Annotated in this window: 18 protein-coding genes; 6 read left to right on the top strand and 12 right to left on the bottom strand. The window is 64.2% G+C overall.

Features of this window, described 5'->3' with window-relative positions:
* The first annotated feature begins 103 nt into the window (after positions 1-103).
* Positions 104-607, top strand: a complete 504-nt coding sequence (locus AC1DIM_RS02110; protein WP_477708839.1) for a hypothetical protein — start codon at positions 104-106, stop codon at positions 605-607.
* Between the two features lie 62 nt (positions 608-669).
* On the opposite strand, the gene AC1DIM_RS02105 is transcribed toward AC1DIM_RS02110, so the two are convergent.
* From AC1DIM_RS02105 to nrdH, 6 genes are all read right to left on the bottom strand, one after another.
* Positions 670-939, bottom strand: coding sequence for a DUF3764 family protein (locus AC1DIM_RS02105; protein ID WP_477708838.1), 270 nt, complete (start codon positions 937-939; stop codon positions 670-672).
* Between the two features lie 221 nt (positions 940-1160).
* A complete protein-coding gene (locus AC1DIM_RS02100; protein WP_477708837.1) occupies positions 1161-2465 on the bottom strand; it encodes a flavin-dependent oxidoreductase in 1305 nt (434 codons plus the stop codon).
* Positions 2466-3013: 548 nt separating this feature from the next.
* Positions 3014-3988: a class 1b ribonucleoside-diphosphate reductase subunit beta gene (gene nrdF, locus AC1DIM_RS02095; RefSeq protein WP_477708836.1), complete on the bottom strand. Its 975-nt coding sequence runs from the start codon at positions 3986-3988 to the stop codon at positions 3014-3016.
* Between the two features lie 93 nt (positions 3989-4081).
* A complete protein-coding gene (gene nrdE / locus AC1DIM_RS02090) occupies positions 4082-6202 on the bottom strand; it encodes a class 1b ribonucleoside-diphosphate reductase subunit alpha (RefSeq protein ID WP_477709104.1) in 2121 nt (706 codons plus the stop codon).
* A gap of 53 nt (positions 6203-6255) precedes the next feature.
* On the bottom strand, positions 6256-6729 hold the full coding sequence (gene nrdI / locus AC1DIM_RS02085) for a class Ib ribonucleoside-diphosphate reductase assembly flavoprotein NrdI (RefSeq protein ID WP_477708835.1): 474 nt from the start codon (positions 6727-6729) through the stop codon (positions 6256-6258).
* A gap of 54 nt (positions 6730-6783) precedes the next feature.
* Positions 6784-7029, bottom strand: a complete 246-nt coding sequence (gene nrdH, locus AC1DIM_RS02080; RefSeq protein ID WP_190988196.1) for a glutaredoxin-like protein NrdH — start codon at positions 7027-7029, stop codon at positions 6784-6786.
* Between the two features lie 412 nt (positions 7030-7441).
* On the opposite strand from nrdH, the gene AC1DIM_RS02075 reads away from it, so the two are divergent.
* Positions 7442-7957 carry a TspO/MBR family protein gene (locus tag AC1DIM_RS02075; RefSeq protein ID WP_477708834.1) on the top strand — a complete coding sequence of 172 codons (516 nt, stop codon included), beginning with the start codon at positions 7442-7444 and terminating at the stop codon, positions 7955-7957.
* 9 nt (positions 7958-7966) lie between these two features.
* On the opposite strand, the gene AC1DIM_RS02070 is transcribed toward AC1DIM_RS02075, so the two are convergent.
* Positions 7967-9751, bottom strand: a complete 1785-nt coding sequence (locus AC1DIM_RS02070) for a long-chain-fatty-acid--CoA ligase (protein ID WP_477708833.1) — start codon at positions 9749-9751, stop codon at positions 7967-7969.
* 147 nt (positions 9752-9898) lie between these two features.
* Here AC1DIM_RS02070 and AC1DIM_RS02065 point away from each other — a divergent pair, with 147 nt between their 5' ends.
* Complete coding sequence (locus AC1DIM_RS02065) at positions 9899-11422, top strand: HNH endonuclease signature motif containing protein (protein ID WP_477708832.1); 1524 nt, start codon at positions 9899-9901, stop codon at positions 11420-11422.
* 25 nt (positions 11423-11447) lie between these two features.
* Here the strand turns inward: AC1DIM_RS02065 and AC1DIM_RS02060 are convergent, their stop codons facing one another.
* From AC1DIM_RS02060 to AC1DIM_RS02050, 3 genes are read right to left on the bottom strand one after another with little or no spacing between them, the layout of a single operon-like run.
* The gene (locus tag AC1DIM_RS02060; RefSeq protein ID WP_477708831.1) at positions 11448-12830 is read right to left on the bottom strand and encodes a class I SAM-dependent methyltransferase; all 1383 of its coding nucleotides are present in this window, start codon (positions 12828-12830) and stop codon (positions 11448-11450) included.
* Positions 12827-13558 (bottom strand): DUF1365 domain-containing protein, encoded by a 732-nt coding sequence (locus AC1DIM_RS02055; RefSeq protein WP_477708830.1) that lies wholly within the window; start codon positions 13556-13558, stop codon positions 12827-12829. Before AC1DIM_RS02055 ends, AC1DIM_RS02060 begins: the two co-directional genes overlap by 4 nt.
* Positions 13555-14949, bottom strand: coding sequence for an NAD(P)/FAD-dependent oxidoreductase (locus AC1DIM_RS02050; protein WP_477708829.1), 1395 nt, complete (start codon positions 14947-14949; stop codon positions 13555-13557). Before AC1DIM_RS02050 ends, AC1DIM_RS02055 begins: the two co-directional genes overlap by 4 nt.
* 125 nt (positions 14950-15074) lie before the next feature.
* On the opposite strand from AC1DIM_RS02050, the gene AC1DIM_RS02045 reads away from it, so the two are divergent.
* The 3 genes from AC1DIM_RS02045 (at position 15075) to AC1DIM_RS02035 (ending at position 17292) form a co-directional block, all read left to right on the top strand.
* Positions 15075-15992 (top strand): LysR family transcriptional regulator, encoded by a 918-nt coding sequence (locus AC1DIM_RS02045; RefSeq protein ID WP_477708828.1) that lies wholly within the window; start codon positions 15075-15077, stop codon positions 15990-15992.
* A gap of 45 nt (positions 15993-16037) precedes the next feature.
* Positions 16038-16544, top strand: coding sequence for a DUF2004 domain-containing protein (locus AC1DIM_RS02040; RefSeq protein WP_477708827.1), 507 nt, complete (start codon positions 16038-16040; stop codon positions 16542-16544).
* Positions 16545-16605: 61 nt separating this feature from the next.
* The gene (locus AC1DIM_RS02035) at positions 16606-17292 is read left to right on the top strand and encodes a DUF4386 family protein (protein ID WP_477708826.1); all 687 of its coding nucleotides are present in this window, start codon (positions 16606-16608) and stop codon (positions 17290-17292) included.
* Positions 17293-17445: 153 nt separating this feature from the next.
* Here the strand turns inward: AC1DIM_RS02035 and metE are convergent, their stop codons facing one another.
* Both metE and AC1DIM_RS02025 read right to left on the bottom strand, forming a co-directional pair.
* Positions 17446-19785, bottom strand: coding sequence for a 5-methyltetrahydropteroyltriglutamate--homocysteine S-methyltransferase (gene metE, locus AC1DIM_RS02030; RefSeq protein WP_477708825.1), 2340 nt, complete (start codon positions 19783-19785; stop codon positions 17446-17448).
* Positions 19786-19837: 52 nt separating this feature from the next.
* Positions 19838-20821 (bottom strand): methylenetetrahydrofolate reductase, encoded by a 984-nt coding sequence (locus AC1DIM_RS02025; protein WP_477708824.1) that lies wholly within the window; start codon positions 20819-20821, stop codon positions 19838-19840.
* Positions 20822-20866: the final 45 nt, after the last annotated feature.

Here is a 20866-nt window from a genome sequence, read left to right as displayed (position 1 = left end):
GGAGCCCCATGACCGACCTTGTTCCCGAATACCTGACCTTTGACTACCGCTGCCACAGTTCCGCAGAACCCCGGGGCCGCGGCATGACCCGGAGGACTACCCGATGGTCTGGACCGTCAAGGTCGAGGGCACCGTGTGGGACGACGAGGATGATGGCGGGGACGGCCAGGAGGTGTCCGTCTGGAAGGCGGAGCTGTACGTGGTGCCCGACGCCGGGATCATCGAACTGTTCATGACCTTGGACGCGGTGAACCAGGAGGTCGCGAACGTCGCTGAGATGCTCACGATCAAACGTCCTGACCTCATTGAAGCGATGGCCCTCGGCGGGGACCTGGTGATCCTGTCCTCGCTGCAGATTGCGCCGAAGTTCCGCGGCAGCAAACTCGGCCACGGAGTCCTGAAAGCAATCCTCGGCACTGTCGGCCGGTCAGCAGCCCTCGTCATCGTGGAAGCTGCCCCGCTCCTGGGCAAGGATGTCCCGGAGGAAGGAACCCTCGGGCACGACGCGGCCAAGGCCGCGCTGCGGCGCTACTGGGAAGGCTTCGGTTTCCAGTCAGCGTACGGCGACTATCTGGTCCTGGACTCAATGGCGGACGTCCTGGAGTAGATCCACCAGCTCAGGATTCTCCTCCGGGCAGCGCCATGGCAGGGTGTCTTCCGCGGAACCGGCTACTCGAAGAGCTCGACGCGCGGTTCACCCTGAACGCCGGCGCGCTGCATGGCGTCCTTCAGGTCATCCCGGCCGAAGAATGCCTTAGCGGTTGCCACGTCGTCAAAGTGGTGGATGACGAGGACGTTGTTCGGGTCATCGACCATCCGGTGTACCGACTCCTTAGTCACCCCGCCATCCTTCTGCATGTCACCAACGGAGTCGGAGTCGTAGACCTTGCGCCAGGCGTCGTATTCGGCGACTCGGTGAAGGATGAGTGAAACAGCCATGGCTTCTCCTTTGAAGCGTGCCGCGCCGGTAATTCGATCCGGCCCGGGCCCGCGAAAGTCGGGCCCTGGATCGTCGACGGCGCGTGCACCATTAATTGGGGCGGCCCGGGATGGGCCGTCCAAAGCTGTCTACTCCCGTCCGGGCACGGTGTCAACGGGTGGTGGGCTGTGTAGGGTGCGTCCCCATCTGACAGGAAGACCGCTGCGCGGCTCGGCTGGCCCTACGGGCGGAACCGGGTGTCGCTATTGGGTACCGGGGGCGGGTTGGCCTGCACCGAGAAAGAACCCCGGCTGTTCAGTTGCTCGGCATCGAAGCCCCCGATCCGTTTGTACTCGTCGGCGATCTCTTCGAGTTCCTCGCGGCTGATGACGTCGGCGAGTTCCTCGAATCCGTTCGGGGCCCTCTGCTCCACGAGGTCCTGACATCGATGGGGTCCGGCGCGGCGATTGGATTGGACGACCGCCGCCGTCGCCGGCCGTCGTAGGGAGTCATAAGCCGTGATCCCGGCTTCGATCGTGGGCTGTTGCGCGAGTTCACGGCCCAGGACGCGAGCGTCGAGGACCGCCTGAGAGGCACCATTTCCCCCTACAGGATGCATTGGATGAGCGGCGTCCCCGAGGAGGGTCACCCGACCAAAATCCCACGATGGCAGCGGGTCCCGGTCCACCATCGGGTACTGGTAGATCACCTCGGCTTCCTGGATGAGCCTCACGACGTCCAGGAAATCGAACCGGAAATCCGCGAACGCCTCCAGAACGTCTTCCCGCCGTGCAAGGTATGCCCAGTCCTGCGGCGGCATCTCAGCGATCGAGACCTTGCGGGTCGCGACCCAGTTGATCAGCAGCTTTCCCGAATGATCCCGGACAGCCGAGATGGGATAGACCACGGCGCGTTGGGCACTGGACCCGATGTTCACCATCGAGCGGCCGGAGAGGAACGGTTCCCCGACACTGACGCCTCGCCACATCGTGACGCCATTCCACCGCAAAGGACCCTCATCCGGGTAAAGGCAGCTACGGACGGCGGAGTGAATCCCATCGCAACCGACCAGGAGGTCCGGATAAGCACGGGTGGTCACCCGATCTGAACCGTTCGTGACAAAGTCAGCCCACGTACCCTGAGGGTCCATCCCCAAACTGGCCAGCCGGTGGCCGGTATGCACCCGGCACGGACCGAGGCGCGCAAGGACCGCCGCATGGAGCACGCCAAGCAGTTCGCCACGATGGATGGACAGCTGCGGCCAGCGGTATCCGGCCGCGACGCCCAGCGGTTCCTCCCAAATGCGTTGACCCAACCTGGAAAAGTACGTGAAATCGGCGGTCGCCACGCCCACCTTCGAAAGATCAGCCATAAGACCAAGGTCCGTGAGCTCCCGGACCGCATGAGGCAAGACGTTGATGCCGACGCCCAATTCGCGAATGCCCGACGCCGCCTCGTAGATGTCCACGTCATCGAAACCGGCCGCGTGCAATGACAGGGCCAAGGACATACCCGCTATCCCACCACCGACGATTGCGACCTTCATCGATCCCTCCAAACGAGGTTCCCCGTCCCCCTGGCAAAAGGCTACCTCGGCGCTGAGTGCACCGGTAGTGCGCGCGTTGACTCATTGAAAACCTCCGCGTAACCGGATAGGTTGCCTCATTTGAAAACCTCCGCCTGGCGGCGTGGTTTCCGGCCGAGGGGGCGGTTGGGGGGCTATGCCCGTTTTCATGGAGCTAACAATGGGCCAGCGTCAGGCTGTGACAAAGAAGAAAGCGCTCGCGTATAAGAGCGCGCGGCCGACATCTTTCGACTACCCGGTGCTGTCGGCCGCGCTCCCGTGCTCCCGTGCTCGCAGCTGGATCTGACACCACATGGGGCGGCGCGATTCGGAGCAAGTTGGATCCAGATCAAGTTGACCAGAATTGGTCCAACTTGTTCCGAAAGAGCTCAACCTAGCTCCGAATCTCACAAGAGGCGTGGAATCTCACAGACCCGATCGCCAACTACCTGGTTTTCGCCAAATGCTTTGGGCATTTTCGCCAACTAGTTCAGAAACCGCCAAGTAGCTTCCGATCTCACAAGAGGAGACTAGAAGTCCCAGTCGTCATCCTCAGTATTGACGGCCTTGCCGATCACGTAAGACGAACCCGACCCGGAGAAGAAGTCGTGGTTCTCGTCAGCGTTCGGTGACAGTGCCGAGAGGATGGCCGGGTTCACGTCGGTGACGGAGGCCGGGAACATGGCCTCGTAGCCCAGGTTCATCAGGGCCTTGTTGGCGTTGTAGTGCAGGAACTTCTTGACATCCTCGGCCAGGCCGACGGAGTCGTAGAGGTCGTGCGTGTACTGGACTTCGTTTTCGTACAGCTCGAAGAGCAGCTCGAACGTGTAGTCCTTGATCTCCTGCTTGCGCTCCTCGGAAAGACCTTCGAGGCCCTTCTGGAACTTGTAGCCGATGTAGTAGCCGTGGACGGCTTCGTCGCGAATGATCAGGCGGATCAGGTCAGCCGTGTTCGTCAGCTTGGCCCGTGAGGACCAGTACATGGGCAGGTAGAAMCCGGAGTAGAACAGGAASGACTCCAGCAGCGTSGARGCSACCTTGCGCTTCAGGGGATCGTCGCCCTGGTAGTAGTCCATSACGATCTGCGCCTTCTTCTGMAGGTTCWCGTTCTCGRKGGACCAGCGGAAGGCCTCGTCGATCTCCTTGGTGGAAGCCAGCGTGGAGAAGATGGAGGAGTAGCTCTTGGCGTGCACGGACTCCATGAAGGCAATGTTGGTGTACACAGCTTCTTCATGCGGCGTGATCGCGTCAGGGATCAGCGAGACGGCGCCGACGGTGCCTTGGATGGTGTCCAACAGCGTCAGGCCCGTGAACACGCGCATGGTGAGCTGCTGCTCGTCCGGCGTCAGCGTCGCCCACGACTGAACGTCGTTGGACAGCGGGATCTTCTCCGGCAGCCAGAAGTTGTTGACCAGGCGGTTCCAGACGTCCACGTCCTTTTCATCCTGGATGCGGTTCCAGTTGATCGCTTCGACGTGGCTAAGCAGCTTGACCTTCTCGGTCATGTCATCCCCTAAAAGTTGGGTTGGTTCTTTGAAGTTAAGCGTACGACGGCGGGCGGGCGCCCGCCGTCGTATACTCACCGATTTAGTTGAAGATTAAAGCATGCAGCTGACACAGCCCTCAACCTCGGTCCCTTCCAGCGCGAGCTGGCGGAGACGGATGTAGTAGATGGTCTTGATGCCCTTCTTCCAGGCGTAGATCTGCGCCTTGTTAATGTCACGCGTGGTTGCGGTGTCCTTGAAGAACAGCGTCAGGGACAGGCCCTGGTCCACGTGCTGCGTGGCGGCGGCGTAGGTGTCGATGACCTTCTCGTAGCCGATCTCGTACGCGTCCTGGTAGTACTCCAGGTTGTCGTTGGTGAGGTACGGCGCCGGGTAGTACACGCGGCCCAGCTTGCCTTCCTTGCGGATCTCAATCTTGGACGCCACCGGGTGGATCGAGGAGGTGGAGTTGTTGATGTAGGAGATCGAGCCGGTGGGCGGCACAGCCTGCAGGTTCTGGTTGTAGATGCCGTGCTTGATGACCGAAGCCTTCAGCTCGCGCCAGTCCTCCTGCGTGGGGATGTGGATGTTCTTGAACAGCTCCGCAACCTTCTCGGTCTGCGGCACCCATTCCTGCTCGGTGTACTTGTCAAAGAACTCGCCGGAGGCGTACTTGGACTTCTCGAAGCCGCCGAAGGTCTGCCCCGTCTGGATGGACAGCAGGTTGGAGGCGCGGACGGCGTGGTACACCACCGAGTAGAAGTAGATGTTGGTGAAGTCCAGTCCCTCTTCGGAACCATAGTGAACCCGCTCGCGGGCCAGGTAGCCGTGCAGGTTCATCTGGCCCAGGCCAATCGCGTGGCTCTGGTCGTTGCCGCGGGCGATGGACGGCACCGAGGTGATGTTGGACATGTCCGAGACAGCCGAGAGGGACCGGATGGCCGTCTCGATGGTCAGGCCGAAGTCCGGGCTGTCCATGGTCTTGGCGATGTTCAGCGAGCCCAGGTTGCAGGAGATGTCCTTGCCGGTCTGGTCGTAGGACAGGTCATCGTGGTACGTGGTGGGCTGGGAAACCTGAAGGATCTCCGAGCACAGGTTGGACATGATGATCTTGCCGTCAATCGGGTTTTCCCGGTTCACGGTGTCCTCGAACATGATGTACGGGTAGCCGGAYTCGAACTGGATCTCCGCGAGCGTCTGGAAGAACTCRCGSGCSYTGATCTTGGTCTTCTTGATCCGGGARTCGTCCACCATCTCGTAGTACTTYTCGGTKACCGAGAYGTCGGAGAACGGSAYGCCGTAGACSYKTTCGACGTCGTACGGGGAGAASAGGTACATGTCCTCGTCCTTCTTGGCCAGCTCGAACGTGATGTCCGGGATGACAACGCCCAGCGAGAGGGTCTTGATGCGGATCTTCTCATCCGCGTTCTCGCGCTTGGTGTCCAGGAAGCGGTAGATGTCCGGGTGGTGKGCGTGCAGGTACACCGCGCCGGCGCCCTGGCGGGCACCGAGCTGGTTGGCGTAGGAGAAGCTGTCCTCGAGGAGCTTCATCACGGGGATGACGCCCGAGGACTGGTTCTCGATCTGCTTGATCGGCGCGCCGACCTCGCGGATGTTGGTGAGTGCGAACGCCACACCGCCGCCGCGCTTGGACAGCTGCAGCGCAGAGTTGATGGACCGGCCGATCGACTCCATGTTGTCTTCGATGCGGAGCAGGAAGCAGGAGACCAGCTCGCCGCGCTGGCGCTTGCCGGCGTTCAGGAACGTGGGGGTGGCCGGCTGGAAGCGGCCTTCGATGATCTCGTCCACCATCTGCAGCGCGAGTTTCTCGTCGCCGCGGGCCAGATGCAGGGCCACCATGCAGACGCGGTCCTCGTAGCGCTCCAGGAAGCGGTTGCCGTCGAACGTCTTCAGTGTGTAGGACGTGTAGAACTTGAACGCGCCCAGGAAGGTCTCGAAGCGGAACTTCTTCTTGTACGCGCGGTTGTAGAGCTCGCGGATGAAGTTCATCGTGTACTGGTCGAGCGTTTCGCGCTCGTAGTATTCGTTCTTGACCAGGTATTCGAGCTTCTCTTCCAGGTCATGGAAGAACACGGTGTTGTTGTTAACGTGCTGCAGGAAGTACTGATGGGCAGCCTCGCGGTCAGCGCCGAACTGGATCTCCCCGTTCGGGCCGTAGAGGTTCAGCATGGCGTTGAGCTCGTGATAGCCCAGCCCCTTGTAGGCAGCCGGCATCTCAGGCTTCTCGACGGCGGCACTCGCGCGGGTGCCCTGGCCTTCGGCCCTGGTTACTTCTGTGTCTGCGACAGTCGTGTCCAAAACGTGTCCAATCCATTGTTTACGCGGGCAACGTCTTCTGGCGTGCCCATAAGTTCAAAGCGATAAAGCCGGGGTACCTGGCATTTCGCCGCGATGATGTCAGCGGCCATGCAGTAGTTATCCCCAAAGTTTGTGTTGCCTGCACCGATGACCCCGCGGACCAGTTGCCTGTTCTGCGGGTTGTTCAGGAAGCGGATGACCTGCTTGGGCACTGAGCCCTCTCCCCCAGTGCCGCCGTAGGTCGGAACCACCAGCACGTAAGGCTGGGTAGCGAGAAGGGGCGCGTCCTTTGCCTGGAGCGGGATCCGCGCCGCGTCGCAACCCAGCTTCATGACGAAGCGGCTGGTGTTCTCGGAAGTGGAGGAAAAGTAAATGAGCCGGCTCTGCGTAGTGACAGGCGGCAACGGGGCCGCCTGGGCCCTGGCCTCTGCCAGTGCTGCCACGGGAGTCACCTCATGTGTGGGTTCGAAAAATTGCCGGCTGGCGGGAAGGGGCGGCTAGGCCACGGAGGAGACGGCCGCCTGGGCCAGTTCCTCGATCTTGTCCGGGCGGAAGCCTGACCAGTGGTCTTGGTCGGTGACCACAACAGGTGCCTGCATGTAGCCAAGTGCCTTCAGTCGCTCGAGCGCATCGGCGTCCTGAGAGATGTCAACGCTCTGGTAGGCGATGCCTTTTTTGTCCAGCGCCCGGTACGTTGCGTTGCACTGCACACACGCAGGTTTTGTGTAAACCGTTACGGTCATGGTTCCCTGTCCCCTTTATCGAAATCTTCGCTCGTCTTTGTCCGCCCAAGCTGTACGTCGATACTACATGTAGTGCAGACGGCTCTTCGGAACCCCAAGATGATGTATTACAAGTATGTCATTTAATGCACTTTTAATCCACAGGCCGAGGCTTCATAATGTCCCGGATTCCAGCGATTTTTGCGTGCTTCATCCACACCCTGTGGAGTACTTAGCCACAATTAACGGACCGCGTGTCGCCCGCTGGACGGCGTGTCGCGCCTGGTGGCCAGGGGTCCTAAAAGGAGTTCAAGACCACTACAGGTGGTGGCACACGACACCGGACAACGGCGGGCCGTGACCGTACTATCAGGTTTGTAGGCAACGGCTTAATCCGGCTGCGGCGACTGCGACAAGACAAAGAGGGCAAGCGATGAAACTGACCACATTGGCGTGGACTGCCGCCGCAACGGCCGGTACCGCAGCAGCCGGAGCGGTAGCGACGGATCCGGACAGCGGCTGGTACCTGAGGCTACGCAAGCCGGACTGGCAGCCGCCCGCCATTGCCTTTCCCGTCGTGTGGACGGCACTCTACGCGGACCTCGCCGTGAGCTCCGCCGTCGCACTGGAAAGCCATGATGCGGGCGACGCCCCAGGAGCAGAAGGAGACCGGCCACAGATCCGGGCCTATCAGGGCGCCCTGGCTGTAAACCTCATTCTCAACGCGACGTGGAGCTGGTTGTTTTGGCGCTCCCGCCGGCCATGGCTGGCCGCGGCGGAGTGTGCCGTTCTTGCGGCGAGCAGCGCCGACCTGGTGCGGCGGACGTACAGACTGAACCGCGCCGCAGGGTTATCCCTTGCACCCTACGCAGCGTGGTGCGGATTCGCCACGTTCCTCTCCACAGCAATCGCGCGGCTCAACCCTGGAACGGGCAGCCGGTCTAAGTAGCCCGCGGCTTCAGGCCCGCGCCACGAGGTTGTCCCGGATTTCCCGGCGCAGGACCTTGCCGATGAGCGAACGCGGCAGAAAATCGAGCACCACCACCCGGCGCGGCACCTTGTAGGCTGTCAGCTGTTTCCGGGCAAAGGCCAGCAGCGCATCAGCGTCGACGGTGCTGCCGGGGATGGGGACCACTGCGGCTACCACGTCCTCGCCCCCGCCTGGCCGGGGCAATCCCACCACGGAGACTTCGGAAATGCCCGGGAAGGTGGCGATGACGTCCTCCACCTCACTGGGCGAGACGTTGAAGCCGCCGGTGATGATCAGTTCCTTGATCCGGTCCCGGACGGTGACGAAGTAGTCGTTGTCCACCGAGACGATGTCGCCGGTGCGGAACCAGCCGCCGTCGAGCAGGGCATCCTCAGTCTCCTCCGGGCGGTTCCAGTAGCCGGAGAACACCTGCGGGCCGCGGATCAGGAGTTCCCCTTCCTCACCCGGGGCGCGGTCCAGGGCCACGTTCTTCGGGTCCACCACCCGGATGTCTGTCAGCGGGAACGGTACCCCTACAGTGCCCGGCTTTCGGCTCGGCCCGAAGGGGTTGCCGATGGCGATGGGGGAAGTTTCGGTCAGCCCGTAGCCTTCGATGAGGTGGCCGCCGGTCGCTTTTTCCCAGGTCTCAACCGTGGCTGTGGGCAGGTTCATGGCGCCGGAGATGGAGAAGCGGATGCTTTCCAGCCCAATGCCGCGTTGCGCAGCGGCGGCGGCAATGCGGTCATAGATCGGCGGCACGGCAGGCAGGAAGGTCGCAGGAGACTTCTTGAGGGCCTTCAACACGAGGTCCACGTCGAACTTGGGGAACAGAACCAGCTTCGCGCCGATACTGAGGGCGAATGTCATACACAGGGTAAGGCCATAGGCATGGAACATCGGCAGCACCGCATAGACGGTCTCCCTGCCCTCCTTCAGCCCGGGCACCCACGCCCGGCCCTGAGCGGCGTTGGCCTGCAGGTTGGCGTGGGTGAGCATGGCGCCCTTCGGCAAGCCCGTCGTGCCGGACGTGTACTGCAGGACCGCAAGATCCTGGGCAGCCGGACGGGGGTGTTTCTTCTTGAGTTCTCCCGATGCGAGGAGCTCCCGCCACGGCAGCACCTGACGCGGCGCGGGCGCTGGCCGACCCTTCAGCTCGCTGCTGCCCACAGTGAGGGCGGCACGGGCCTTGCGTGCTTCGGGTACCGGGAGCCGCAGCGCCAACCGCTGCGGCATCGGCATCGCGGGGATCAGTTCCACCGAGACAATGGTGCGCAGCCCGACGTCGGCCGGCAGCTGCCGGACCCGCTCCACGGCTTTGTCCCAAACGATCGCGACGGCGGCCCCGTGGTCCTCAAACAGGTGCCGCAGTTCACGGTCCGTGTAGAGCGGATTGTGTTCGACCACCACCGCGCCGAGACGCAGCACCGCATGGAAGGCGACGACGTGCTGCGGGCAGTTCGGCATCACCAGGGCCACCCTGTCGCCGGCTTTGACCCCCAGTTTCTTCAGGCCGGCGGCGGCCCGGCTGATCAGTTTTCCGAGCTCACGGTAGCTGGTGCGTGCCCCAAAGAACTCCAATGCGGTCATGGAACCGTAGCGGCGCACGGACTGGTCCAAAAGGTCCACCAGTGAACCCTTCGGGAGCACCATGTCTGCCGGGACACCCGGCCCGTAGGAACTCGTCCACGGGCGCTCACTCCAGGGCCGCCCCGGCTGCGCTGCGGCACCCTGCCCGGTCCCGCCGTCGGGCGCCTTCCGTGTGTTCCTCTTCATCATCAGTCCTTGCCGCTGGAGTCTGCCGGAGTCTGCGAGCTTACCTGCGCGCCGGAAGAATCTTACCGGGGCGCGTGCGCTGACGGATGAACGGGCCTTTAACTTCGGTCTCGCTTGAATGTCAGACCCCCTTGTCATGATGGATATATGGGGAACCCGGTAGTGACAAAGGCATATGCGGACATCGCCGCGGCCGTTGCTGTGCTCACCGGCGTGGTGAGTGAACATGGTCCGGGGTCGCTTTCTGCGGGGGGCGATCCGTTGCGGGAGTTGTCTGAGGATTGCCTGGATATTCTGACCGGTGCTGCGGGGGCGGATGCGCAGATGGCTGGTTTGAAAGCACTGACAGCCGTGACATACGCGGATGTTGCCCGGGCGGTGGCTTCTCCGGATGCTTCGGTCCAGGCCCAGGAGATGGCAGTCACGGCGGAAGTTGGGTGTGCACTCACTATCGGTGACCGTGCGGCGGGTTCGTTCCTAGGGGTTTCACACGCCCTGACCAATTCTTTGCCGTTGACCCTGGCCGCACTGCAGTCCGGATCCATCTCTTGGCAGCACGCCCGGGTCATGGCGGACGAAGCCGCCACCCTTGACCGGGCCGGTGCCGCTGCGCTGGAGGCCCACTTCCTGGACCCGGACGCGCTGGCCGCGGCCAGTGGGTGTCCCGCCGGGGAAATGCCGGCATCCCGGTTGCGTCACCGGGCCCGTACCTGGCGCGAACGCCATCACGCCGAAAGCATCGAAAAGCGCCACGCTCAAGGTGTTCTGGACCGTCGCGTCGAGTACAGGCCGGACCAGGACGGAATGGCCTGGCTCACGGCCTACCTCCCGGCGGACCAGGCGGTCGCAATCTGGAACCGGACCACTGCGATCGCCCGGGGTTTGCAGGGCACCGACGAGCCCCTGACGCTCACCCAGCTCCGGGCCGACGTGTTCGCCGCCGCCCTCCTTCGCAGCGGAAACCAGGGCAGCAGCGGTAACCAGGCAGGCAGCGGCAACCCAGTCGGCTCCGGAAGCGGCGACCTTGCGGAACACGGTCCCGGGCAGGTTCCGCCGCCGCGGGCCGAAGTCCTGGTGACGGTCCCGGTGTTCTCCCTGCTCGGCGCCACCGAGGAACCGGCGATGTTGGACGGCTACGGGCCGATCCCGGCGTCGATGGCCCGGGACCTCGTGGTGAACGGGGCCGACTCGTTCTACCGCGTCCTGGTCGATCCGCGGGACGGGGCGCCTTTGGAGATCGGCCGCACCAGCTACCGGCTCACCAAAGCCATGCGGAACTGGCTGCGGCTGCGGGACGGCAAGTGCCCGTTCCCCGGCTGTTCCAACCAATCCCTGGACAACGAAGCCGATCATATCCTCGCCTGGCACAAGGGCGGCACCACCGGAATAGCCAATCTGGGCCAACCGTGTCCTAAACACCACCGCCTGAGACATACCAGCGCTTGGACCCCCACACCGGCCACCAAGAACGAACCACCCGGCTGGATTTCACCCTCGGGCAGGCGCTATAAAAGCGAACACCAGGATTGGGAACCACCACGCTGGCCCAACCAACCCAAACCACGGGAAGGATCACCAGAAGGTCTCCCGGACGGATATCCGGACCTTGTCCACATCGGACTTTCGCTGGGGGAAGAGGGCTTGGAGAGGCTCCTCCACGCCCGGGCTTGAGACGGGCCGATAGGCGATGCCGGTCCTAGAGCTGCGCCTCCCGACGGTCCAGGACTATCTGCTGCACATCCAGGTAGCCGGACTGGAAACCGGCGCGGGAGTAGCACAGGTAGAACAGCCACATCCGCTGGAATACGGCGTCGAAGCCCAACTCCCCCACTTCCTGCGAGCGCTCAACGAAGCGCTCCTCCCAGAGCCGCAGCGTTGCCGCGTAGTGGTCGCCCATGCCCATCCGCTCACGGACCCGGAGCGTTGTGTGCTGCTGGGTCACGCCTTCGATGGCCCGCACAGAGGGCAGGAAGCCGCCCGGGAAGATGTACTTGTGCACCCAAGTGTAGGCGTTTCGTGTGGCCAGCATCCGGCCGTGCGGCATGGTGATGGCCTGGATGGCCACCTTTCCGCCCGGCGCCAGCACCCGGTCGATGGTCTGGAAGTAGATGGGCCAGTATTCGTAGCCAACCGCCTCGATCATTTCCACTGACACGACGGCGTCGAACTCGCCTTCCACCGCCCGGTAGTCCTGCAGCGCCACCGTGACCTGGTCCGCGTAGCCCGCGGCGGCGATCCGTTCCAGCGCGAGGTCCCGCTGTTCGCTGGACAATGTCACGCTGTAGACCGTGGCTCCCCGGGCAGCGGCCCGGAGTGCCAGTTCGCCCCAGCCGGTGCCGATCTCCAGCAGTCGGGTGCCGGATACCACGCCGGCCTTGTCCAGCAGCCTGTCGATCTTGGCTTGCTGTGCATCGGCCAAGGCGTCCCAGGGCACGGAGTCCAGCGCCTCCTCGCTCCGCGGAAAAAGGGCCGACGAGTAGCTCATGGTGTTGTCGAGGAAGTTGGAGAACAGCTCGTTGGACAGATCGTAGTGGCGGGAGATGTTGCTGCGCGTATTCTGCTCTTCGTTACGCTCCTGCCGCGGGGTCCGGGGCAGATACAGGGTCCGCAGGGTCTGGAGCGGTTTAGGTATCAACGTGTCCACAGATGCGGCGAAGACCTCCAGCACTCCGGCCAGATCCGACGCTTCCCAGTCCCCCGCCATGAACGACTCGCCGAGCCCGATCAGGCCGTTGTCCCCGATTCGCCGCTCGAACGCTTCCGGGCGGAGGAGGGTCATGACCGGGGCGTCGGGGCCGCCTGTGCCCAGGACTGAACCGTCCGGGTATGCCACCTGCAGGGGCAACCGGCGGACGGCTGCCTTGAAAAGCAGGCCGGCGGCCTTGCCCGCGATAACGGCTTTAGTGCCCGACGGCGCATGCGCAACACCGGGCCAAACCTCCGGATCGATGGTGGCGGGCGACGCCGGTACCCCGGCGGCGATGTTCCCAGCCGTGTTGTGCACGGTAAGGGGCTGCCGCGCAGACTTTGCGGCGGGAACCTGCGCAGCGGCCGTTCCGTTCTCGTCGGTCATTGTCATTGAACTGCCTCCTGTGAGGGGTGATGTGGCCTTTTGACGACGGGCAGGCGCCTTGCCCAGAGTTTAACGCCCTGAAAACGAATTAATGCGGATACCAGCAGCGGCGCGGCCGGGACGGCGATGGCCGCTGCCAGGATGTTTTTGGTGGTTGCAGGCCGCCGGTCCCCGTCCATGGTGGCGACGAAGGGCCGGTGCCCCTCCCGTTCCAGGACGATGGACACGGACAGCCGTTCCTCGGGCGCAGGCACCTTCATCCGGTACTGCCCGTCAACATCGTTGAACGGTGAAACATAGAACGCCTTGGGGACGCTGGCCCGGCCGGAAGCGTCTGTTTCCAGGAAGTAGCAGTGGCGTTCGCCGTAGGTGTTGTGGACCTCGGCGATGACGCTCTGCAGCTCCCCGGACGCCCGGTAGCACCAGAAGAGGGTGAGGGGATTGAAAACATGGCCGAAGACCCTGGCGCTCGTCAGCATCCGGATAGGCCCGCCGTCGGGCTCTACCCCCCGGGTGCGCAGGAACTGCTCCACGTTGCTGCGGATGGTGGCCGCAGGATCGCCCAAATGGTCGGCGGCCCGGAAAACGGCAAGTGGCTGCAGGATCCGGGGCAGCCTGGGTAGCCGGTCCACGTCCACGAACCAGCTGTAGCTCCGGTAGGTGAACGCATTCTTCAGCGGGGTCTGCCGCACGTGGGAGATCGACGTGCGGTAGATGGCTGCCGTTGAGCTCATGCGCCCTCCGATGCTGCCGCCAGCTGCGCCTCGTCGGCTGCCGTCCCGGACTCATCCGTACCAGGCGCGTCCCAGCTGCGTCCCAGGCTGGCGGCGGCACGGACGCCGGACAGTGCGCCGTCCTCATGGAAACCCCAGCCCAGATATGCACCGGCGTAGGCGATCCGGTCATCGCTGAGGGCCGCAATCTGCTGCTGCGCGCGCAAGGACTCCGGGGTGTATTGCGGGTGCTCGTACACCATCCGCTCCAGCACACAGTCCTCCTTGATCAGTTCCGACTCCCCGAGGCTCACCAGGTACGGCCGGCCATCCGCCGGATGCAGGCGCTGGAGCCGGGTGAGATCGTAACTGACCAGGACCTTGTCCGGCCGGGCGTCGCAACCAGGGAGCCGGTAGTTCCATGACGCGCGGGCGTTCTCCGCTGCAGGCAGGACGGCCGGGTCCCGGTGGAACACCGTCTGGTTGACCGAGTAGGGCATGGCACCGAGCGCTTCCTTTTCAGCCGGCGTTGCGTCGGCCAGGAAGCCGAGGGCCTGTGCCGGGTGGGTTGCGATGACTACAGCCTCGAAATCCTCGATCCCCTCGGCGGTGTCCACTTCGACGCCAAGGGCGTGGCGCCGGATCGCGGTGACAGGGGTGTTGAGCCGGATGTCCGGGAGCGTGGCGGCCAGCTTCTCAACATACTGCCCGGAACCGCCGGTGACCGTCCGCCACTGCGGCGAACCCTTAACGCCCAGCAGGCCGTGGTTGCCCAGGAAGGTGAAGAGGTATCTCGCCGGATAGGACAGGGCCGTGGTGGGGTCGCAGGACCAGACCGCGCTCACCACGGGGGTCATGAAATGGGAGATGAAGTAGGGGCTGAAGCGCTCCCGCTCGAGGAATTCGCCGAGCGTGAGCTCCCCGCCGCCGGTGCGAGGGCCGCCGTCGGGCGCTGTTCCCGCATCGATCAGCGCCCGCGCCCGCCGGTAGAAGCGCATGATCTCCACCAGCATCAGCAGGTAGCGGCCGCGCAGCAGGCTGGACGGCCGGGCGATGATCCCTTTCCCGCCGTCGCGCGCCCCGGCGTACTCGAGGCCGCAGCCGTCGCACCGGATGGACATGCTCATCTCAGAATTCTGGGTCTTGACGCCCAGCTCCGCAAACAGCCGCAACAGGGTGGGATAGGTCCGCTCGTTGTGGACGATGAACCCGGTGTCGACGCCGAACGTGGAGCCGTCCGGTTGCGGGACGCTGTGCGTGTGGGCGTGGCCACCCAGCCTGCTGTCCGCCTCGAAGAGCGTCACGTGGTCATGCCGGTTCAGGACGTAGGCGGCCGTCAGGCCGGCCACTCCGCTGCCCACGACAGCGATTCGCCTGCCTGCACCTCCGCTCGATGCTGGGGTCAGTGACAACTTTGCTCCTCTGCTGAACGTCTGCCGTTGGATATACAAAGGGCAATTCGGAACAGCGAGTGTGGTGGATGGGTTGACGGGACGGTACTTTTTCATCAGCGAGCCGGCAGCAGTAGTGTGGGCTGGTGGTCAATCCCGTACATCTGAAGACCCTCCTTGAGGTTACCCGGCTGGGTTCCTTCGCGGCCGCCGCGGCACGCCTGGGCTACACGGCGTCAGCGGTCTCCCAGCAGATGTCCGCCCTGGAACGTGAGGCCGGGGTGATCCTTTTCCAGCGCTCGGCCCGCAGCGTGGTTCCCACCGAGGCCGCGCTGGTGATGACCCGGCACGCCGCGAAAGTGCTGACCGACATTGAAGCCCTGATGGCTGCCGCCGCCAAAACACATGACAGCACCAGCCAGGAGCTCAGGCTGGGCATCTTCCCCAGCCTCGCCACCTACGTCCTGCCGCGCATCCTGAAGAATCCGGCGTGGAAGGACCTGGGCATTGATCTCAGGGTGTCAGTTGCCGAGCCATCGCAGACCATCCAGGGGCTGCGCTCCGGCGGTGAGCTGGATGTGGCGCTGGTCTTTCAGGTGGGCCAGTCCGGGCTGGCCTGGCCGCACACCCTCAACCGGCAGTGGATCGGGGACGACAACTTCCGCGTGGTGCTTCCTGCCGGCTGGGGGTTTGGGGCCGACGCGAAGGTGGCCGCAGACCACTTGTCCGAACTGCCGTGGATCATGCACCATCCCGGCAGTCCCGACGCCGTGGTGATCGACCGGCTCTTTGCCAGCTGCAACCTGCACCCGCGCGTGGTGGCGCACAGCGACGATTTCCACGCGAGCCTGGAAATGGCTGCAGCCGGGCTGGGTGCCGCGCTGGTACCGGAGCTTGCGCTGCGGAACCGGCCCGCCGGCGTCGTGGTGCTGGACGTGCCGGAGATCCGGCTGGCCCGGAACGTCTTCGCCCTGCTCATCAACGAGAAAAAGACCGCCCGTGTGCAGCTGTTTGTGGACCTGCTCGCGGAGACGCTGGCGGGCCTGGGGACTGCGGGGAAATAGCCCCGAACGCTGGAATGCTCAGCGCATGGGGTCTATGTTGAAGGTATGAACAGGGTAGCGAGCCAGCACTTTGGAGAAATCGAGCTCAACCACGGCAGGGACCACAACGTCGCTACCAGACACGAGCTCGGTGGCCATACCTTGGAACTCGACCTGAACATCAACGCGCACGACCACTTCGACGAAGCAGCCATGCACAAGGTGGACTACCGGCTCCGCTTCCTTCCCGAACTCGTGGACGAAGTCCGGGAGATGATCGCCGAGGAGCTGGGGCAGGAAGGCACCAGCCCCCAGGAATACCTCAACTTCCACTGCAGCGCCCTCAAAACCGAGCAGCTGCAGAAAATCTTTGGCGTCGAGAACCGCAGCCAGCTCACCAATGACGTCTTCCTCAAGGCCCTCAAGCTCGGCCATGTGGGCATCTTCCCCGGCCAGCCCGAACGCTACTTTGTCATGGACTTCACGCTCGGCGCCCACTTCACTGATGAGGTGCTGGTGGCTTCCGCTGACGAGGACGGCGTAGTGGACGACGAAATCGTCTGGGAGTCCTGACACTTTTCATTGGGGACCTTTAGCCCTAGCGCGGGCCGCTGACACGCTTCCACGATTGAACATGGACAAGCGTAGAAGGTGGCGGCTGGCGGCTTGGCTGCTGGTTGCGGGCGTAGTGGTTTCACTGGTAGCCGGCCTGTTCCATGCTGAATCAAACGACGCCAATGACCATGTGGCCGCATTCACTGCGTATGCCGCCAGCGGGATCTGGACCCTTGTGCACCTGGTCCAGTTTGTTGGCATGGCGCTTGTGATCGCCGGGCTGTTCGTCCTGCTGCCCGCGCTTGTAATCCGGCCCGGCCTCCTCGCCGTGACCGCACGCTTCGGAGCTCTGTCCGCGGCCACCGCACTTGCACTGTACGGAGCCCTCCAGGCGGTGGACGGCGTCGCCCTTAAGCACGCTGTTGATGCATGGGCTGCCGCTGCCGAACCTGAGAAAACCATGCGCTTTGCCACCGCCGAAGGCATCCGCTGGCTGGAGTGGGGCATGCGGAGTTACCAGAGCTTCCTGCTGGGTACCGCCTTGATCCTGTTTGGCATCGTGGTGACGGCCTCGAGTCAGGTGTCCCGGGTCATCGGATATCTCATGGTGCTCTCCGGAGTGGCCTACCTGGCCCAGGGCTGGATCATCGGAGCCGAAGGCTTCGCCGCTGCGAACAGGTGGCCCACCCTGATCGGGATTGTGGCGACCGTCGCCTGGACCGTGTGGCTACTCGTCAGTGCCTTGCGGATGAAGGCAGCGAAGTGAACGTAGGCCCTCCCATCGAATGCTGAGTAACGGCCCTTCTGAGCCCTCAAAAGGACGTTTACTCAGCACTCGATGGGTTAACGTACGACGGCGGCCGGTCACCTGAGGTGACAGGCCGCCGCCGCGCTTGACTCAGCGGTTGGGCTGGAACCCTTACTTGGCTGCTTGTAGCAGGTTGGCGCGGACCGTCTTGGTGGCCTTGACCAGGTTGCGCAGGGACTCTTCGGTCTCCACGTAGCCGCGGGTCTTCAGGCCGCAGTCCGGGTTGACCCAGAGCTGGCGGGACGGGACGTGCTTGACGGCGGTGGCCAGCAGTTCGGTGACTTCGGCTTCGCCCGGAACGCGCGGCGAGTGGATGTCGTACACACCCGGGCCGACGCCGCGGCCGAAGCCGTGGGACTCGAGGTCGTGGACAACCTCCATGCGGGAGCGGGCGGCTTCGATGGACGTGACATCGGCGTCGAGGCCGTCGATCGCGTCGATGATCACGCCGAACTCCGAGTAGCAGAGGTGGGTGTGGATCTGCGTGGCGTCGGCGGCACCGGCGGTGGCCAGGCGGAAGGAGTCAACSGACCACTTCAGGTAGGCCGCGTGGTCSGCCTTGCGCAGSGGCAGGAGTTCGCGCAGSGCSGGCTCGTCCACCTGGATGACCYTGATGCCGGCAGCTTCGAGRTCRGCGATTTCGTCGCGCAGYGCCAGGCCMACCTGGTTGGCGGTCTCGCCCAGCGGCTGGTCGTCGCGGACGAAGGACCAGGCCAGGATGGTGACCGGACCGGTGAGCATGCCCTTCATSGGCTTGTTGGTSAGSGACTGSGCGTAYTCGGCCCACTTCACGGTGATGGGGGCGCTGCGGGTGACRTCRCCCCAMAGGATGGACGGACGKGTGCARCGYGAGCCGTAGGACTGGACCCAGCCGTGGACCGTGACRTCGAAGCCTTCGAGGTTCTCGGCGAAGTACTGGACCATGTCGTTGCGTTCCGGCTCACCGTGTACCAGGACGTCGTAGCCGAGCTCTTCCTGCAGCTCCACAACACGCTTGATCTCGTCCTTCATGAGCTGCTCGTACTGCCCGTTGGTGAGGTCGCCCTTGTTGTTGCGGGCACGGGCGGAGCGGATCTCGGAGGTCTGCGGGAAGGAGCCGATGGTGGTGGTGGGCAGCGGCGGCAGGTGCAGGGCCTGCTCCTGGGCAGCCTCGCGGACTGCGTACTCCGAGCGGCTGAAGTCTGCGGCGGTCAGGGCACCGGTGCGGGCCCGGACGCCATCGCGGCGCACGCCGGCAGCAGTGGCGCGGGCGGCGATGACGGCCGAAGCCTCATCGATGGCTGCCTTGGCGGAGGAGGGATCGGCCAGGTAGGACGCGAGGGTCTTCACCTCAACAGCTTTCTGGTCCGCGAAGGCCAGCCAGCTGCGGAGCTCTGCGGTGAGCTGGCCCTCTTCGGTGACGTCGTGCGGGACGTGCTGGGTGGAGGTGGACGTGCTGACTGCGAGCTTCCCGGCCGCGGCCTTCAGGTCGTCCAGCTTGGCGGCGGAGGCGGCGAGGTCGTTGCGCCAGATGTTGTGGCCATCCACGACGCCCGCAACCAGGGTCTTGTTGCCGAGGCCCGCCAGTGCTGCTGCGGACGGGACCGCGCCTTTGAAGGCGTCGATGTGCAGGGCGTCGATGTTCGTGGCGGCCAACGTACCGAGCTGGCCGTCGAGGGCGCCGTAGGGGGTGGACACGAGGATCTGCGGGCGCTTGGCCGCACCGGCCAGCACCTCGTAAGCACGGGCAACCGCAGCTTCGATTTCGGCAGCCGGGGTGTCCTGGTCAACAACCAGTGCCGGCTCGTCGAGCTGGATCCAGCTGGCGCCGGCAGCGGCGAGCTTTTCGAGCAGCTGCACGTAGACCGGGAGCACGTCCTCAAGGCGGGACAGCGGAGCGAAGCCGGCCGGGGCGTCGTCGGAGGCTTTGGAGAGCAGCAGGTAGGTTACCGGGCCCACGATGTACGGGCGGGTCTCGATGCCGTTGGCGAGAGCGAACTCAAATTCCTCCACGATGCGGTTGGAGGCGAGGGTGAAGTTGGTCTCCGGACCAATCTCGGGAACCAGGTAGTGATAGTTGGTGTCGAACCATTTGGTCATTTCCAGCGGCTGCTGTTCCTTGGTGCCGCGGGCGAGGGTGAAGTAGCCGTCGATGTCCAGCTGGCCCTCGGCGTTGAGGAGCTTGCCGAAACGGGCCGGAACCGCGCCGAGGTGCGCGGTGGCGTCCAGGACCTGGTCGTAGTAGGAGAACGTGCCCGGAACGGCGGCGGCCTCGGTGAGGCCGAGTTCCTGCAGGCGCTTGGCGATGGTCAGCTGGATGTCCTTGGCGGCGGCGTCCAGCGCTGCGGCGTCGATCTTGCCGGCCCAGTAGGCCTCGACGGCCTTCTTGAGTTCACGCCGGCGGCCGATGCGCGGGTAGCCCAGGAGGGAAGCGGCCGGGAACGGAGTGGCGGGGGTGTTCTGTTCAGTCATGAGAGATTCCTTGAATGTTAAAGCTGAGAATGGTCTGGGGAGGTGCGGGCGGTCAGCTGGCCAGCTGGGGGTGCCTTGTGGCGCTGGACCGGACGGCTGCGCTGCGGCGGCCAACTGAACGGACGTGGCGCGGAAGTGCCAGTTTGTCCAGCACCTCCAGCGCGCTGACGTGTTCGTTGAAGGTGTAGAGGTGGATGCCTGGCGCGCCAGCGTCGAGGGCCGCATTGGCCAGGTCAACGGTGGCCCTGACTCCGATGCGGAGACGTTCTGCGTCGGTCTCGGCGCCGGCCAGGCGTGCGAGGAGTTCCGGTACCGGTTCCACGCCTGCGAGTTCGCCGAGCCGGGTGACACGCCGCAGGCTGGTCAGCGGCATAACGCCCGGAATGATGGGGATGGTTACACCGGCGCGGCGGGCCCTGCTGATGAGGTCCGCGTACTGCTCGGTACGGAAGTAGACCTGCGTGATGGCGAAGTCCGCACCGGAGCGCTGCTTCGCGAGCAGGACCTCGACGTCGTGGGCAACACTCGGAGACTCCGGATGCCGCGTGGGGTAGGCCGCCACACCCACTGCGATCTTGCCGGCGCACAGCAGCGCCGAGCGCAGCTGTTCAACACGGCGGATGAGTTCGATCAGGTCCTGTGCATACCGGAGTGACCCGGCAACCGGCGGTGCGCCGTCCTGGGGGCGGTCGCCGCGGAGCGCCAGGATGCCGCGCACCCCGGTATCCAGCAGGTCCCCGATGATCTCCGCGAGTTCCTCCGGAGTGTTGCCCACACAGGTCAGGTGCGCCAGCGGACGCAGGGTGGTTTCCAGCAGCAGCCGGTTGATGAGTTCGACGGCGGTGTCCCGGTTTGAGCCGCTGGCACCGTACGTGACGGAGACATAGTCCGGCTCGGTGGTTTCCAGTTCCCGGATGGTGGTCCAGAGCGACTCAGCAGCAGCCGGCGAACGCGGCGGGAAGAGTTCATAGGAAAGGGCCACGGGGGCGGTCTCGGAAAGATTTGGATGCGTTTCGATAAGGCTTGGCGGTGACATTTGCGTCCTTGGCTTTGGGCCATTGGCGGCGTCCGGTCAGCAATA

The sequence above is a fragment of the Pseudarthrobacter sp. 01T43 genome, from assembly GCF_056398665.1.
The sequence above is the reverse complement of the archived record's forward strand: the minus strand, read 5'-3'. Positions and strand labels throughout refer to the sequence as shown.

Bases quoted from the DNA above. Each gene is read 5' to 3' on its own strand.
- AC1DIM_RS02070 (WP_477708833.1), bottom strand. From the start codon at position 9,751: ATGAAGAGGAACACACGGAAGGCGCCCGACGGCGGGACCGGGCAGGGT.
- AC1DIM_RS02065 (WP_477708832.1), top strand. From the start codon at position 9,899: ATGGGGAACCCGGTAGTGACAAAGGCATATGCGGACATCGCCGCGGCC.
- AC1DIM_RS02055 (WP_477708830.1), bottom strand. From the start codon at position 13,558: ATGAGCTCAACGGCAGCCATCTACCGCACGTCGATCTCCCACGTGCGG.
- AC1DIM_RS02110 (WP_477708839.1), top strand. From the start codon at position 104: ATGGTCTGGACCGTCAAGGTCGAGGGCACCGTGTGGGACGACGAGGAT.
- AC1DIM_RS02035 (WP_477708826.1), top strand. From the start codon at position 16,606: ATGGACAAGCGTAGAAGGTGGCGGCTGGCGGCTTGGCTGCTGGTTGCG.
- AC1DIM_RS02075 (WP_477708834.1), top strand. From the start codon at position 7,442: ATGAAACTGACCACATTGGCGTGGACTGCCGCCGCAACGGCCGGTACC.
- AC1DIM_RS02105 (WP_477708838.1), bottom strand. From the start codon at position 939: ATGGCTGTTTCACTCATCCTTCACCGAGTCGCCGAATACGACGCCTGG.
- AC1DIM_RS02100 (WP_477708837.1), bottom strand. From the start codon at position 2,465: ATGAAGGTCGCAATCGTCGGTGGTGGGATAGCGGGTATGTCCTTGGCC.
- AC1DIM_RS02040 (WP_477708827.1), top strand. From the start codon at position 16,038: ATGAACAGGGTAGCGAGCCAGCACTTTGGAGAAATCGAGCTCAACCAC.
- nrdH (WP_190988196.1), bottom strand. From the start codon at position 7,029: ATGACCGTAACGGTTTACACAAAACCTGCGTGTGTGCAGTGCAACGCA.
- AC1DIM_RS02025 (WP_477708824.1), bottom strand. From the start codon at position 20,821: ATGTCACCGCCAAGCCTTATCGAAACGCATCCAAATCTTTCCGAGACC.
- AC1DIM_RS02060 (WP_477708831.1), bottom strand. From the start codon at position 12,830: ATGACAATGACCGACGAGAACGGAACGGCCGCTGCGCAGGTTCCCGCC.